Source organism: Pseudoalteromonas sp. MSK9-3 (genome assembly GCF_003590335.1).
Classification (GTDB): Bacteria; Pseudomonadota; Gammaproteobacteria; order Enterobacterales; family Alteromonadaceae; genus Pseudoalteromonas.
Window position 1 is genome coordinate 119,507 of record NZ_MIET01000046.1, and the last position, 14,999, is coordinate 134,505.

A 14,999-nucleotide genomic window follows, 5' to 3' on the forward strand; every position below is an offset into this window, starting at 1 on the left:
CACCAATAATTGGAACGTTCCTTTTGTGCGTATTAAACAAATAGCTAGTTAGCAGTATTTTTTTAAACGGTAATTGGAACGTTCTAATTTCACAATAACAATATACGTCAGCGGATGAAATATGAATAATAATAAATTAATAAGGTTGTCACCAATTGCAATGGCTTTAGCTGTCATTTGCACTAACTCAAGCCTCGCCTTGGCAGCTCAAGAAGTAAAAAAAATAGAACGAGTTGAAGTTACATCATCGAGAATTAAACGTGTTGATATTGAAGGGGCAATCAACGTACATACGATCAGTTCTTCCGACATGGTACGTAATGGCTTTGATTCTGTGTACGATGCTTTGATGGGATCAGTTGCAGCAGGTGGTGCTGTATTAGGTGAAGTCGAAACAGGCTCTTATACTCCCGGAGCCAAAGAATTAAATTTAAGAGGGTTAGGACCAGAATACACCCTAATTTTGGTTAATGGTAAACGACTAGCTTACTATCCGATGCCATTTGGTGGACAAACAAACTTTGTAAACTTAGATATGATCCCAACAGCGATGGTTGAAAGGATTGATATTCAAACCGGTGGAGCGTCAGCGATTTACGGCTCAGATGCAATGGCGGGTGTTGTAAATATCATAACTAAGAAAGGAATTGATGGGCACTTTATAGATGCGAAGTTTGGCCAAGATACCTATGGTAAGGGTGATAAAAAGTCTTTGACATTTGTCGGTGGAATGAAAAAAGACAATTTCACCTTTGATTACGCTTTAGAATACAAAAAAGAAGATGCGCTACTATCAAGTGATAGGCCTTATCACGATAGTGTTTGGGATAACCCAGACCCTGACTCGAACCGTGAAGTTAACCGCTCCATTACAGTTTGGGCTGAAAATACCGAGTATCGAAATCAGTATTCAGAGCAATATTGTAATACTGATGATAACCCACACCCACAAGCTACCCAGCACTTCATTAAGCGCAGTAATTATGGGCCGAGCTGTGGATGGGATGAAACGGGTGATAAGTTATTACGCAATGAAAGTGAAACTTACAGTGTGTATTTGAATTCTGAATATGAACTGTCTGAGACCACGGCACTATTTGCGAATGGATTTTATATTCAGCAAGATAAAAAAGGCCGACGTAATCCGTTTTTATGGGGCCATTTAGGTTCATTCCACGGGGGGAATTTTTGGGACCCTGATATTCAAAACAGTGATGGGGGATATGGCGCTCCAGTAAAGTATATGTGGCGAGTACTATCAGATGATGAATATACCGATGACGGTTTAGGGCGCACCTTTAACGATGAGTCGATGTCATTTAATTTTGGCGTAAAAGGTGAGGTTGGTGAGTTTTACTACTCTGTGGGTTACAGCCACGCTAACTACGATTTTGCTGATAGGTATTTATCACATACCGTTGCAGGAAATCAGTTTATCAAAGGAGAAAAGCTTGGTGAAGTGAATGGAATGGATGTGTATCGTCCGAATTATAAACTGTTCTTTGCAGGCGCTACACCAGATAGTGTGATGCAGTTTATGGACTGGTCAACGTATGATGGTAATTCGTTTAATGACAGTGTAACGGCAGATATATCTGGAGACTTATTCGAATTATCGGCGGGGGCAGTTCAGTTTTCAGCGTATGTTGAAGTAATGCGAGAGGGCACGAGAGCCACACCCGACGATAGAATATTAAATAAACAATTTGTTGGTCTAACTGGCGTGATCACCGATGGAGAGCGAGATAGATATGCCGCTGCCTTTGAGTTCTTAGTTCCAATTACATCCGAATTAAGTGCTGAAGCAGCAGTGCGATATGATTACTATGATGATGAAAGCCAAGTGGGTGGGGCAATGACGTCGCAGTTAGGTTTGACATATAAACCGATTGAGCAAGTTGTGATCAGGAGTGCCTATGGGACAACCTTTAGAGGCCCTGATATGTCTTCACTCTACCAAGGGTTCAGTGGTAATTATGCTACCTTAAACGATAGGATCACCGCTGATGCATGTCGAACGCTACAAAGCACGCAACAAGTCGATGGGTATAATACGGATGCGCTATCTCATACTTGTGAAACAGGCCAGTTAGATTTAACCAGTGCCAATATGAGCAGCCTACAAACCGGTTTTGAAACATTATCAGCGGGTGATCTGACGCTAAAAGAAGAAACGGGAAGTTCGTTTACCGCCGGTATTGTTTATGAGTACGCAGATGAACTGTCATTCAATATCGATTTTTACTCGATAAAAATTAAAGACAAAATTAAGAGGCTTGATTCAAGTTATATCCTAGACAAACTCTGGTTATGCGAAAGCGGAGGGGAGAATAGTGACTCCGAGCTGTGTGGCAATATGCGTGAAAGAGTTAAGCGATATGATGAAAATGGCCAAGGAATTGACCGACTAGGTAATGCAATATCAGGGTTAGCTTATACACCTCACACGATACAAGAGGGTTATATTAATGCTGCTGAACGTCAAGATGCGGGGATAGATCTTGGCATACGGGGTACATTTGACACGGTTTTTGGAACGTTCCGCTATAAGGCGGATTATAATCGTGTGTTGAAAAAGAAAGAGCGGATCCGTGCAGAAGACCCATTAGTTGATATCTTAGATGACCAAAATAACCGTGACTTTAAAGAATTAGGCTCTCTCTCTGCCACGTGGGAAAGTGGCGATACATCGGTGAGTTGGTTAATGCTATATAAAGGAAAAATGTGGAATAACGCTGTATACGGTGAGCGTCAAAAGTTACCTGCATGGATAAAGCACAATGTGACGCTGGGGCATCATATTAATGACGATACGCGTTTGATATTCACCGTTAAAAACTTACTCAATGCGATGCCACCTCAAGACGAAACATTCAGTAATTATCCATTTTATCATGGCGGTCGCTACGACAGCATTGGCCGAGAGTTTAGTGCAAGATTAACTTACCAATTCTAATAATAACAGGTGACTAATATGTTTAATTTAAAATATTCAGCAGTAACATTTGCTGTGTGTGTGGCATTAACGGGCTGTAATGATGGATCAGGTTTTACTTCTACGCGCAGCAGTGAAGAAACACCAGTGCAAACCGTTGTTAATGACTCAGCGCAGCGAAATATGGTTGGCGATACGGGCTCTAAAGTTGAAGCCATATTGGCTGACGGGACTGATGACTCACCTGCAGGTGAGCAGGTTGAAAATCTAATTGATGGCAAGGCGGGTACTAAATTTTTAGCGTTTGATAGCAAAGCAACAGTGATTTTTTCAGCAGTTAAGGAATATGAGCTTAAAGGTTATAACTTTATATCGGCTGCTGATGAACCGAACAGAGACCCTAAGAACTGGGTAGTGTATGGCTCCAACGATAAACAAGACTGGATTGAAATAGATTCACGCGCAGACGAAGTATTTGAATCACGTGGCTCAATGCGGTCATTTTCTATTGAGAATGAACAAGCATTTCAGTACTTCAAGTTTGAAATGGTACATGCTGGGACTGATTCCTACGGCAGTAACATCTTACAGCTTGCTGAATTGCAGTTGATGGTAGTATCTGATGTCCCACTGGTAGAGTTTATAGCGACAAATGTGACGCCAGCGGTCGATGAGCTGGTGGTTTTTAAAGACGAGTCATTGGTAAACCCGACCAGTTGGCAATGGACATTTGAAGGTGGGACGCCGCAAACCAGTAATGAGCGATCGCCATTGGTTAAGTTTTCCTCGTTAGGTGCTAAGTCGGTAACCTTAATCGCGGCGAATGACAAAGGTGAGTCAACGTTAATTAAGGAAGATTATATACGGGTGTGGGATGAACAACAGCCTTGGGCAGGTTTTGAAAACCCAAGTGTTACTTTTATAAAAAATAAACCTGAGCACGCAGGTCAAAAAGCACTTGAACGGGTATTTCCTGACCTTGAAGCAGTGATCCAAGAAATATCATTAAAAATTGCCAAGCGTTTATTCAACAACGTAACCGAAATAAATACTTTTGAGTCAGTGAAGTTTACTACTGATCTGTATGATTTCCCTGCCGCTAAGGGGGGGAGTGATAAACATATGGAACTGATGTTTGACTTAAACCATATAGCGAGCTTGGAAGGTCAAGGTGATGAAGCCATTAGAAGAGAAGTTCTTGGGGTACTTTGGCATGAATTAACACATGGTTATAATAACACACCAAAAACAGGGAGTTATGAAGCAGGTAACGACTATCATACGTACTTAGAGTCACTGGCAAATTTCATCCGAATTGAAGCCGGATTCTACGAGCACGCGAGACCTAATATTGCTTGGGTAAAAGACCATAATGAAGATGCGTATAACCAAACCGCATTTTTTTTAGAGTGGGTCGTTAATACAAATAAGAGTATCGATTTTATTAAGCGCTTTAATGCCAGTGCAAATGAGCTTGATAAATGGGACTTTGATTTGGCATTTAAGCATATATTTGGTGCAGATCGAGGGATTGAAGTAGTATTTGCTGAGTATATTGCATACTTGAAAGATGAAAAAGGCATCACCGCACCTTTCCCTACGCCTGTGGCAGGGTTTAAAAATATTGCAATTTTAGAGTCGGTAATAGTAAACACAAACGCAACCCATATAGGTATTTGGGGTGAAGGGCCAGACAAGTTAGTCGATAATAATATAAATAATAAGTTCAATGCGTTGATTGAAGCACCTTGGTGGGTAGCTGAGTACGCTCCAGATTTACTGCCTATTGCCCAAATAAACAGTGTACATACCGACTTTGTTTTAGCGCAAGCAACGAAAGTGTCAAAATATTCTATTGCAACAGCCAAAGATAATGCAATACGTTTTCCAAGCAGTTGGGATATGTATGGCTCAAACGATGGTGAGCAATGGACACTGCTGGATAGTCAAGAGTTCTCAAACTTACCTGAGTTGAGTGCGACCTACACGTTTGATGTTGCTAATACCGCTGAATATATACACTATCGAATTGATTTTCATAATACACGCACAGGAGAAGCGGTTGGTGGTGATAGTGGTCGTTTGATCCAAATAGGTGAAATTGCGTTATGGAGCGAAGAATAAATAGCTGAATGAGCTAATAATAAAAAACCTCTACTAACTTGGTAGAGGTTTTTTGTCAGGGCAAGATAAAGTTACTTTTTCGAGCCGCCTTTTCCTTGTACAGCTTTAAAGCGTGGATTTGTTTTACAAATCACAAATACGCGACCGCGTCTTTTTACTACTTGACAACCAGGGCGATTTTTTGCGCTTTTTAGTGAACTAAGTACCTTCATAGAGCCTCCGTTATTTTGCGCTTAAGTTTTTAAACCTGCGGTTAAATTGTGCAACACGTCCATCACTAGCAACCGCTTTTTGCTTGCCAGTATAGAAAGGGTGAGATTCACTAGACACATCAATTGGCACATAAGGGTAAGTAACACCTTCTAGTTCAATCGTTCTGTCAGTTTTAATTGTTGAGCCTACAACAAAGTAGCTATCTGCAGCTGTATCGTGAAAAGCGACTTGTTGGTAATCAGGGTGGATCCCAGGCTTCATAAAAACTCCGTAATGTTTTGTTATAATGTATCGAATTTTATTTTAAATAAGAATTAATTGCAACAATTAATAGCGACTCCTGCAATTTCTCCTCAGATCGCATGAATGTTGTGCAAACGGTTGTTTAGGGGGTACCAATTCCGTATCAGCCTGTTATAACTAATAGATACAACAAGAAAAGGGAACAGTTATGACTCAGGATAACGACCAACTAGACAACAGTGTAATCGCAACACTCAAAAATAAAGATCACTCCGCATTGAGTGCACAACTAGATAGTTTAAGTTGCACTCATACAGATATTATTGAGCTACTCGCTGAATATCAGGTGCTCAGCGAGCAAGAAGATGATGAAAAATTCGATAATTGGTACGATGCGTTATGTAAAGAGCAGCTTACTGTACTGAAGGCGTTTGAAGTAATGCGTGCGCACTATGAGCAGTCCTAGCGCAAATAATTACTTTACGCTTAAATCGTATTTAATAACTAGGGCATCGATATAACGTTCACGCAATGATTGGTTTTGTTCATGCTTTGCTTGATGGCTTATAGCTCGATTTAATAGCTTTAGTGCTTTAAGTAATTGTGGGCGCACTGTTATGTCAACGCTTGATGCTGTGCGTTCTTCGGTTAGCTCATCGACAATCGCTCTGCCCAGTTCGATATAAACAATTTCTTCAATTAACCCATTTTGGCTGATTGTCCCGTATTTACTGCATAGATACTGTTGCCAACTGGTCTGGATCTGGTCCTCTAAATCATCACCAAAACGAGCGTCTTGGCAATACAAAGCTTGTTGTTGGCATCGCTCTAGAGTTTGAGTGTATTGCTGATAAAACAATTCGTAAGCTTGAGAAGAGCTTTGTACTTTATATTTTATTAAGTCTTGACCCCATTGTACGCCACCTCTTGGGTAGTAGTCGGTAAACTCCTCGCATTCATAGAGCCCTAAGTAAGAACTACATTTGATGTTATTTTGAATACTATAAGAGGGCTTTGGGAATATACGGCTTTCTTGCCATTCTAATAAAGTTTCTTCAGAAATCTTTAGCGCTTGGCATAGTTCTTCAGCGCGATAAAAATAAGTATTTAAGTGGCTAAGTAGGCTCATCGTTCAATAGACTGGATAAATATACAGTAATTCAATTGTGGATGATAAAATTTAATATTTCAAGTAAAAAATTGCATCGTGAATTGCTCGGATATTACGGCCATTTATGGTAAAACATAGCCCAACTGATCCAATGCCAATTAAAATCGAATGCGAACAATACAAACAATTAAACAAGCAAGCCTTATTACCGCGATAAAAACACCTTATACCATGTCTGGTGAAATTGATTTAGCAGCCTATGACCGCTTGGTTGAAGCGCAAATCAGTGCGGGCGTTGATGGCATTATCGTAGGTGGAACAACAGGTGAAGGCCAGTTAATGAACTGGGAAGAGCACCTAATGCTCATCGCACATAGCGTCAATAAGTTTTCGAAAGACTTAGTTATTGTTGGCAATACAGGTAGTAATAATACGCGCGAGGCTATAAAAGCAACGGAATATGGCTTTGCTTCAGGCATGGATGCAGCGTTACAAATTAACCCGTATTATGGCCGTACATCACTGGCGGGTGTTAAAATTCATTTTGAGCGGTTGCTAGATCTTGGCCCTGCATTTGTTTATAACGTGCCAGGTAGAACGGGGCAAGACTTGACCCCTGACATCATAGAGCCACTAGCAAAGCACGTTAATTTTATCGGTGTAAAGGAGTGTGGTGGCAATGAACGCATTGCACACTATGAGTCAAAAGGCATCGCGTGTTGGTCTGGTAACGACGATGAAGCGCATGACGGCCGCCATTTACATCAATCGCACGGAGTAATTTCAGTAACTTCAAATCTGATCCCTAAACTATTTCGCACATTAATGGACGCAAAAAATCCGACGTTAAATGATCAATTAACCCCCCTTATGAACTGGCTGTTTTGTGAGCCGAATCCAATTGCAATCAACAGCGCATTAATTATGACGGGAGCAGTTAAACCTGTATCACGTCTACCTTATGTTACTCTGAGTAAAGCGCAGCAGTTGCAAGGGGTTGAACTTATAAATGCCCTTAATGAAGCCGATGTCGTCGGTGGAAAGGCAAATATCATTGATGAAACGCTATTAAAGCTTTGTTAGGTTGTAACAAATAACGTATAATCTGCGGCCCTTAAGTATTGGTCGCAGGTTTTTTCATGAATTTCAAATCTTTTAGTTTTTCTCCTTTGTTGCTTAAAGCACTCGACGAAATAAACTTTTCTACCCTAACCCCAATACAACAAGCTGCTATTCCCGTCGTGCGCAAAGGGCATGATGTTTTAGCTACGGCTCAAACAGGCACGGGTAAAACAGCAGCGTTTGCATTACCTGTTATTCAAAAACTGCTAGATGCAGATAATGGGTCGCAATCCAAATCACCACGCGCATTAATTTTAGCGCCTACGCGTGAATTAGCGGAGCAGATAGGCCGTAACTGTGAGGAATTTGCACAGTATACAGAGCTAAAAACCGTATCGCTGTTTGGTGGAGTAAATACAACCGGGCAAGCTGACAAGCTGGCTGCAGGAGCCGATATTGTTGTTGCGACACCCGGCAGATTGCTTGACCATATTCGTCTAGGCAACATTAGTTTGGCAAATGTTCAGCACTTGGTATTAGATGAAGCTGATCGTATGTTAGATATGGGATTCATCACTGATATTCAACAAGTGATCGAGCTAACGCATACTGATAAACAGATTTTATTGTTTTCGGCCACTTTTCCACCAGCTATGAAGCAATTTGCTGGTTCAGTGCTAAGACATCCTAAATATGTACAAGTAACCCCTGAGAACACCACAGCAGAAACGGTTCGTCATGTTGTATATCCTGTTGAACAATCTCGTAAGCAAGAATTACTTTCAGAATTGATAGGCAAGAAAAACTGGCAGCAAGTGCTTGTGTTTGTAAACATGAAGGACGTTGCGGATGAATTAGTAAACGAATTGATGCTTGATGGGATCCCTGCAATAGTCTGTCATGGCGATAAAACACAAGGTGCTCGTCGACGTGCATTACGTGAGTTTAAAGAAGGCAAGGTGCGAGTGTTAGTTGCGACAGAGGTTGCTGCTCGAGGTATTGATATTGAGGGCTTACCACGTGTTGTTAACTATGACTTGCCGTATTTGGCTGAAGATTATGTTCACCGTATTGGTCGAACAGGGCGAGCGGGTAACGAAGGGCAAGCGATCTCATTTGTGGCACGTGAAGAAGAGCAAGTTTTGGTGCATATTGAAGAGCTGATTGAGCAGCAGATCAAGCGTTATTACTTGCCAGGATATGAAGTAAGTAGTCGTGATAACTTAATTAAAAAGTTAAGTAAAAAGCAATCACATCAACGTCGTCAACCTCGTAGTAACCGCCCTAGTAATCAGGCAAGTGGTGAAGCGCGTGCTAAAAACCGCTCACGTATTGCCAATGTCCGCAAGCAAGTAAAAGGGACAAAGTTAGGACTTGATAAGTAATAAGGCCTTTTGAAGATTCTGAAAATAGCGGCTCAATTGCCGCTATTTTTTATTTTATAAAGCGTGTTAATTGATTACGCTGTTGGTGCGGGGTAAAGTTTTAGCGCGATAGCAGCAAGGATGAGTTAATAGGAATAAACTCGTCGCATGATTCAATCAATAAATTAGCGGTTAGTTTTGTCGCCCCATATACGGTGCTTTTTACGTTATAGTGGTCGCGCAAATGTGCCAGTAAAATAGCAAAGTCACCATCACCTGATAGTAATATAATCTCATCGACCGTTTTGGCTGCCTCCATCATGTCAATGGTAATGCCTACGTCCCAATCCCCTTTTTTTGAACCGTCTTGACGTTGTATATAGGGTTTAAGCTTCACATCAAAGCCTATCGCGCGCAAGATATTTTGAAACTGAGTTTGTTTGTCGTCACCGCGATATGTTGCGTAAGCGTAGGCATGCTCTATTTGGCCATACTCTTTTGCTTGTGCCCAAAATGCATTGTAATCAAAATTACCGCCCAAGGACTGTTTACAGGTGTAATAGATATTTTGTACATCAACAAAAATAGCAATTTTTTTCATGATTGAGCTTTCTATGTGACTGTTTTCTTATATATTCAGCTACTGTAACAGATGTTATTGCTCATGTAAGAGGAATATACGGCTTTTACATTAAGAGGCGGTAATATAATGAGAGGTGGCAGAGCTTTAAGTGGTAGAGCTGCTATGACTAAGATATTTTATTTGATGCTTAGTCGGAGCAACATTCTGTGATTTGCTATATTGATGCGAGTAAAGCGGCCCGAAGCCGCTTTACTTTTAGTACAGTGAATGTTCAATTAGACTTTAAATTCACTCACTAAGTGATTTAATTGGTGTGACATCTCACTTAAGTTGTGGCTCGATGCTTTTGTATGTTCTGCACCAGTCTCTGTTTGGCTTGCTACTTGGGCAATGCCACTCATGCTGTTAGCAATATCGATGGTATTTTGAGTTTGCACTTGGGCTGAGTTGGCAATTTCAATATTAATTGCGCTAAGAGATTTCACTGCGGTATCTATTTTCTTCAGTGTGTCATTACACAGAGTCCCTGTTTCTAAACCTTGCTCTGTAGCGCGTTTGCAAGTAAGCATTTCAGAGACAGTTGCAGAGACTCCTTGATGCAGTTTAGCGATGATATTTTGAATATCATCGGTAGATTGCTGTGTGCGCATAGCAAGTGTTCTCACTTCGTCAGCAACAACAGCAAAGCCTCTACCTTGCTCACCGGCTCTAGCAGCTTCTATCGCGGCGTTTAACGCCAGTAAATTAGTTTGCTCAGCGACTTTATTTATCACATCTAGCACAGCGCCAATCTCAGTAGATGATTGTTGCAGATCGGCCACCGCTTTTTCAGCTTGCGATACACTGGCGGCGACTTTTTCAATCGCTGCCATATTTGATTGTAAATGTTCGATACCTTGATCGGTTAATTTAGATGAGTTTTGTGCAGTTTCTAGTGCGTATTGCGTCTGTGAATACACAGACTCTGATGATTCACTCAATGCGGAAATTTTATTTTGCACTGACTCTGTATCATTATTCTGTTGTTTTATTCCTGTTTGGATTTGGTTGGTTACACAGGCTAATTCTTCAGCTTGAGACGCGAGTGAATGGGTATTGCCATTAATATTGTTTAGTACATCTCTAAAGTGCTGATTCATGTTATTGAACGTTTTGGCCATGACCGTTAGCTCGTCGTTGCCATGGTTTTTCAACTGAATAGTTAGGTCTTTGTTTTGTGTGATTTGACCCATAGTACGCGTTAATTTGGCCAATGGCTTAGTAATATTTCTAGCAATAATATGAGATAACAAGATCAATAAACTGATATAAAGTAATGTCTCAATCATAATTCGAATGAGAATATCCTGATAAGCCTGCTGTACATCAGTTAAATAGATACCGGTACCTATGGCCCAATTCCAGTGGTTTAAACGATAAATATACGATGTTTTATTTTCCTGCTCAACTGAACCTGGCTTAGGCCACAGATATTCTACAAACCCTTCGCCATCACGTTTAGCGGTAGTAACAAAGTCTCTAAATGCCGAAGAAATAAAGTCTTTTGAATGTAATGTCATTGACTGACCATTCAATTTTGGTTTGATCGGATGGCTTACCATATTGCCATTTAGGTCAAACATAAAAAAGTAACCGGATTGGTCATAGCGCGTTGCATTTATTAATTTTTTTGCTTGTTTTTGCTGTTGTTCTTTGGTGAGGGTGTGATCCTGCTTAATCGCGTTTAACTGAGAGTTTAAAGCTCCAATAAGATTTTGAGCTTGAACTTTTCTTTCAGCGACCATTGTGGCCTCTAACTTATTAGCAGATGTCAGCTGGATGCCGATAATGATGATGCTAGCTAATACAATACTCAGTCTAAGCTTATTCGCGACGCTCAGTAGCCCTAAAAGGTGATTCACTTTTAACATAGTTACCTACAACAAGATTTTCTTTAATAATACGCAATAGACAGCGCTGTCAAATTTTGCGGGAAGTGTACGCATTAATGTGTACAAAGAAAGAGTAAACTTCTTATGTCTTAAGGCTCTACAGGGTGTGGCGACACTATGTCATTGATAATCAATCTCATTATGGGTTTTGCTGCAATGTAAAAAAATGTAAATAGTAAGGGGGTTGAGCCTATTGAAATAATAGCGTTTAATTATAAAGTATGGGTTTATGTTGAGAGGTAATTGCGATATTTTATCGGTACTGTAATGGCTTCTAATGCATAAATATGTATTTCTTACTGTTTTTATTGATAATTAGTTGGAGTGTTTCACTATTTTCATTAGATACTGATTTAATAGCGAATTATCATATAATTTCTCATGTAGTTCTTTTTTATTACCATTTGCTGCTTTAAGTCTGAAGTGTAAAAATGAGCCTTGTTTTTGCAAAAACAAGGCTCATTTGAAAGCCTATACATTTCACTGATTTAATATTGACCTGATTTTATGACGGTTTTTGCCTCATTATTAACGCGACTAACCCGATTGTAATAATTAAAGCGAAACCCGATAAAATAAATGGGTCTATTGCTAGGTTCGCGTTAAATGAGAATTCACCCGCAGAAATTTTCTTCCAGCCCATAAAGTGCTGATTAGACGCTACGATAGCCCCAAATAATCCAATGATGAGTGCCATATATTTGGCGCTCCAATGGCTAGCGAAAGGCAGTAGAAGGATTATGCCTAAAATGCCGATAACTGAGCGTTGAACTCGACAGTATGGGCATACATAAACAGCACCCATTAATTCAACTGCCCAAGCTGTAATAGAGATAAATATTGCCACACATGCAATTAAACGCGTGTTATTTGAATATGTGTTTAAATCAAAAATTGCCATGTTTTCCTTTCTTCAACAAGCATAATATTAGCTATATAACCATATGGTATAACATATTCTTTTTTACTGCAAAGGTTATGTTATCACGTTTGCTTATGAGTCATTTTAGATCTTTTTTAATTGTCGAAATGTTAGCTTTAGCGTTTGACCTAAACTTAGAGGTAAAAGGGTCGACTAATTTTCGTGATGCGTATGAGTAAGGTGAAATTGCTTATCCTGTTGTGTATGTTTATCTAACATCATCAGATGCTACGTTAGTGCATCTAACGACCAGCTTTGCATTTCGACTAAACGGCTTTTGGTTCGCTCAAACTCAAATGCCAGTTGCTTACCTACATAAAGAGAGTGGAGTTCGACTTCGCAGTGTAGAATGATCAAACAGCCTTGATCATAGTACTCATCGACTAACGCAATGAGTCGCCGCGCTTCATCATCTAGTTGATGCGCTGTTGTATGGCTTTGAGCTCGTTTGTAACCATCTTCTATACCTTGTACCGTGATTGTATCGACTGCTTCCATGCCCATTTGGGGGGCGTTTTTTATCAATAAAACAGGAAAGCGTTTTGCTAACACGATGTAGTCTGTAGTGGCACGCGGAGCAGAACATATCGCTGTAAAATCGAAAGCAATAACATTATCGTTAAATCCTAATGTGGCGATCTCTCGATTGCATATCGTTATGTTTTGAGAAGATGTATTAGTGGGTAAATGTGAGCCCAACAGTTCATGTAACTTTGCGTTAAATGGCGTTTCGTCACCAGTAAACAGGTATTTGGGATTAAACCCATGATTAAATCTATGATCAACGTGACCATGAACGCTGATAACCTGGCAGTGCTCATTAATGAGTGAAATGGTTGGTAAAAAACGGTCTCTTTGTAGCCCGTTTCGGTAGAGAGTATCGGGTTCACAATTAGAATTCGCAACAAGCACTACGCCAAATTCAAATAAGTTATCAAATAAGCGTGCCATGATCATGGCATCACCAATGTCAGAAACAAAAAACTCGTCGAAACACAAAACTTTCGTTTTAATTGCCCAGCTTTTAGCAATTTCACGTAAAGGGTCTTGCGTACCTTGTATTGTATTCAAAGCCTGATGTACTGCCGCCATAAAATGGTGAAAATGAAGGCGTTGTTTTGGCGTATTGCGCAAGGTACTGAAAAATAAATCCATCAACATACTCTTACCGCGTCCTACTGGTCCGTATAAGTAAGCACCTTTAGTTGTGTGTCCGTTGGACAGGGTGTGTTGTAAATTGGCTAAGTAATCGAGCGCCATTTGCTGCGCTGGATCATATTTAAGTTTTCCAGTTTGAATAAGGTGTTGATATTGTTGTCGCATTTTTCTTATGGAGTAAATCATTTAACGACATTAGAGCATATTAAATGACGTTAACCTAGCTAAACGAATTAAGTTGGCATCCACAGTAAGCGGGGATGGTAAAGCTGAAGTACCTATGCGTGTAATGGTGATTGTACTTTTACCTATCAGCGAAATAATATTGCCTCAAGTTGCTGTTTTATAGTTAAAGTTTTCGCAAGATTGTAGGTGTGCAACGGGCTAGGTTAGTAATACAGAGCGCATTTTTAATGCGCGCTAGACTTTACATTATATTGAATACAATGAGAGGCGTGTGGAAACTGTCATGACTTGTTATGAGTAAATGATCTTAGAATACATTAGATGACGCTAATACTGTAGGTTAGAGGGAAGGGACATAAGTACTCGCACAGTGACCCTGTCAGGTGCATGTGTTTTAAGCTCATACACCGTTGTTACAGCTTTCAAAGAAAGGGTTTATATATAAGAGAGCTGGCTTCAACTCCCTAGGATATATCTCAAGTTATTTATAAATCGTGAGGTCTGTTTCTTCGAATTCACAGACACTTGCAATTGCAGGGTGTTTAGCAAGGTTCTTTAAATAACGGTTTAAGTTTGTGAAGCTAAGCGGCGGCTTAGCTATTTCGTCAGCCCAAATACAAAGCATAAACATATAGCAATCACATACAGTAAATTGATCATTAACTAGGTAGCTATTGTTACCCAGTTTTTGATCTAAGATTGCTAGCGCGTCGCTTATTCTGGATTGTTGTGTTTTGATGATGTCGTCATACATAATTGCATTTTGTGTGTGTCGCTCGGGATAAAAATACACCATTAATTCATTTTGTAGTGTACTTGTTAAGTACATCAACCATTGGTAAAACTCAGCTTTAGCTTGGGGGGCATCTGGGATTAGATTTTTTTCTGAGTGCTTCTCGCATAGGTACAAACATATTGCAGCACTTTCGCACAGAACAAAGTCATCATCGACTAAGGTAGGGATCCGTCCTGTTGGGTTTAACCGTAAGTACTGAGCTGACTTTTGTGCTATTTTTTTTCTGTCAACGAGTTCAAGTTGAAATGGTACATCTAAGGCTTTCAAAACAAAGTGTGGTGCGAGACTGGCATTACGAGGATAATAAAAAAGTGTATACATAAATTACCTTTGTGATTTGTCTAAATGTTTCATACGAAACCTAAGCTCCT

13 protein-coding genes are annotated in these 14,999 nt (G+C 40.1%); 5 read left to right on the top strand and 8 right to left on the bottom strand.

Annotation, left to right across the window (positions count from 1 at the left end; genetic code table 11):
* The first annotated feature begins 121 nt into the window (after positions 1-121).
* Positions 122-2,956, top strand: a complete 2,835-nt coding sequence (locus BGP78_RS19270; protein WP_119862913.1) for a TonB-dependent receptor domain-containing protein — start codon at positions 122-124, stop codon at positions 2,954-2,956.
* Between the two features lie 18 nt (positions 2,957-2,974).
* Positions 2,975-5,059, top strand: coding sequence for a basic secretory protein-like protein (locus BGP78_RS19275; protein WP_119862914.1), 2,085 nt, complete (start codon positions 2,975-2,977; stop codon positions 5,057-5,059).
* Positions 5,060-5,130: 71 nt separating this feature from the next.
* Here BGP78_RS19275 and ykgO read toward each other — a convergent pair whose 3' ends face one another.
* Positions 5,131-5,271, bottom strand: coding sequence for a type B 50S ribosomal protein L36 (gene ykgO, locus BGP78_RS19280; protein ID WP_010361844.1), 141 nt, complete (start codon positions 5,269-5,271; stop codon positions 5,131-5,133).
* 10 nt (positions 5,272-5,281) lie between these two features.
* The gene (locus BGP78_RS19285; protein ID WP_119862915.1) at positions 5,282-5,533 is read right to left on the bottom strand and encodes a type B 50S ribosomal protein L31; all 252 of its coding nucleotides are present in this window, start codon (positions 5,531-5,533) and stop codon (positions 5,282-5,284) included.
* A 190-nt stretch (positions 5,534-5,723) separates the two neighbouring features.
* Between BGP78_RS19285 and BGP78_RS19290 the strand changes: the two genes are divergently transcribed.
* Positions 5,724-5,981: a hypothetical protein gene (locus tag BGP78_RS19290; RefSeq protein ID WP_119862916.1), complete on the top strand. Its 258-nt coding sequence runs from the start codon at positions 5,724-5,726 to the stop codon at positions 5,979-5,981.
* A gap of 9 nt (positions 5,982-5,990) precedes the next feature.
* Here the strand turns inward: BGP78_RS19290 and BGP78_RS19295 are convergent, their stop codons facing one another.
* Entirely contained in the window at positions 5,991-6,644 is a 654-nt protein-coding gene (locus BGP78_RS19295; RefSeq protein WP_119862917.1) for a DUF6058 family natural product biosynthesis protein, read from the bottom strand.
* A 150-nt stretch (positions 6,645-6,794) separates the two neighbouring features.
* On the opposite strand from BGP78_RS19295, the gene dapA reads away from it, so the two are divergent.
* Together dapA and BGP78_RS19305 are read left to right on the top strand one after the other, a co-directional pair.
* Positions 6,795-7,709, top strand: coding sequence for a 4-hydroxy-tetrahydrodipicolinate synthase (gene dapA, locus BGP78_RS19300; RefSeq protein ID WP_119862918.1), 915 nt, complete (start codon positions 6,795-6,797; stop codon positions 7,707-7,709).
* Positions 7,710-7,765: 56 nt separating this feature from the next.
* Positions 7,766-9,073 (top strand): DEAD/DEAH box helicase, encoded by a 1,308-nt coding sequence (locus BGP78_RS19305; protein WP_119862919.1) that lies wholly within the window; start codon positions 7,766-7,768, stop codon positions 9,071-9,073.
* Positions 9,074-9,173: 100 nt separating this feature from the next.
* Here the strand turns inward: BGP78_RS19305 and BGP78_RS19310 are convergent, their stop codons facing one another.
* From BGP78_RS19310 to BGP78_RS19330, 5 genes are all read right to left on the bottom strand, one after another.
* On the bottom strand, positions 9,174-9,653 hold the full coding sequence (locus tag BGP78_RS19310; protein WP_119862920.1) for an NYN domain-containing protein: 480 nt from the start codon (positions 9,651-9,653) through the stop codon (positions 9,174-9,176).
* 257 nt (positions 9,654-9,910) lie between these two features.
* On the bottom strand, positions 9,911-11,545 hold the full coding sequence (locus BGP78_RS19315; protein ID WP_119862921.1) for a methyl-accepting chemotaxis protein: 1,635 nt from the start codon (positions 11,543-11,545) through the stop codon (positions 9,911-9,913).
* 526 nt (positions 11,546-12,071) lie between these two features.
* A complete protein-coding gene (locus BGP78_RS19320; protein WP_119862922.1) occupies positions 12,072-12,467 on the bottom strand; it encodes a hypothetical protein in 396 nt (131 codons plus the stop codon).
* A 249-nt stretch (positions 12,468-12,716) separates the two neighbouring features.
* Positions 12,717-13,811, bottom strand: coding sequence for a cell division protein ZapE (gene zapE, locus BGP78_RS19325; protein WP_119862923.1), 1,095 nt, complete (start codon positions 13,809-13,811; stop codon positions 12,717-12,719).
* Between the two features lie 502 nt (positions 13,812-14,313).
* Positions 14,314-14,949, bottom strand: coding sequence for a glutathione S-transferase family protein (locus BGP78_RS19330; RefSeq protein WP_119862924.1), 636 nt, complete (start codon positions 14,947-14,949; stop codon positions 14,314-14,316).
* Between the last annotated feature and the right edge of the window lie 50 nt (positions 14,950-14,999).

Excerpts from the sequence above, each read along its gene's own strand:
- BGP78_RS19315 (WP_119862921.1), bottom strand. The coding sequence starts at position 11,545 with ATGTTAAAAGTGAATCACCTTTTAGGGCTACTGAGCGTCGCGAATAAG.
- BGP78_RS19290 (WP_119862916.1), top strand. The coding sequence starts at position 5,724 with ATGACTCAGGATAACGACCAACTAGACAACAGTGTAATCGCAACACTC.
- BGP78_RS19330 (WP_119862924.1), bottom strand. The coding sequence starts at position 14,949 with ATGTATACACTTTTTTATTATCCTCGTAATGCCAGTCTCGCACCACAC.
- BGP78_RS19320 (WP_119862922.1), bottom strand. The coding sequence starts at position 12,467 with ATGGCAATTTTTGATTTAAACACATATTCAAATAACACGCGTTTAATT.
- BGP78_RS19305 (WP_119862919.1), top strand. The coding sequence starts at position 7,766 with ATGAATTTCAAATCTTTTAGTTTTTCTCCTTTGTTGCTTAAAGCACTC.
- BGP78_RS19275 (WP_119862914.1), top strand. The coding sequence starts at position 2,975 with ATGTTTAATTTAAAATATTCAGCAGTAACATTTGCTGTGTGTGTGGCA.
- ykgO (WP_010361844.1), bottom strand. The coding sequence starts at position 5,271 with ATGAAGGTACTTAGTTCACTAAAAAGCGCAAAAAATCGCCCTGGTTGT.
- BGP78_RS19310 (WP_119862920.1), bottom strand. The coding sequence starts at position 9,653 with ATGAAAAAAATTGCTATTTTTGTTGATGTACAAAATATCTATTACACC.
- BGP78_RS19285 (WP_119862915.1), bottom strand. The coding sequence starts at position 5,533 with ATGAAGCCTGGGATCCACCCTGATTACCAACAAGTCGCTTTTCACGAT.
- zapE (WP_119862923.1), bottom strand. The coding sequence starts at position 13,811 with ATGCGACAACAATATCAACACCTTATTCAAACTGGAAAACTTAAATAT.
- BGP78_RS19295 (WP_119862917.1), bottom strand. The coding sequence starts at position 6,644 with ATGAGCCTACTTAGCCACTTAAATACTTATTTTTATCGCGCTGAAGAA.
- BGP78_RS19270 (WP_119862913.1), top strand. The coding sequence starts at position 122 with ATGAATAATAATAAATTAATAAGGTTGTCACCAATTGCAATGGCTTTA.
- dapA (WP_119862918.1), top strand. The coding sequence starts at position 6,795 with ATGCGAACAATACAAACAATTAAACAAGCAAGCCTTATTACCGCGATA.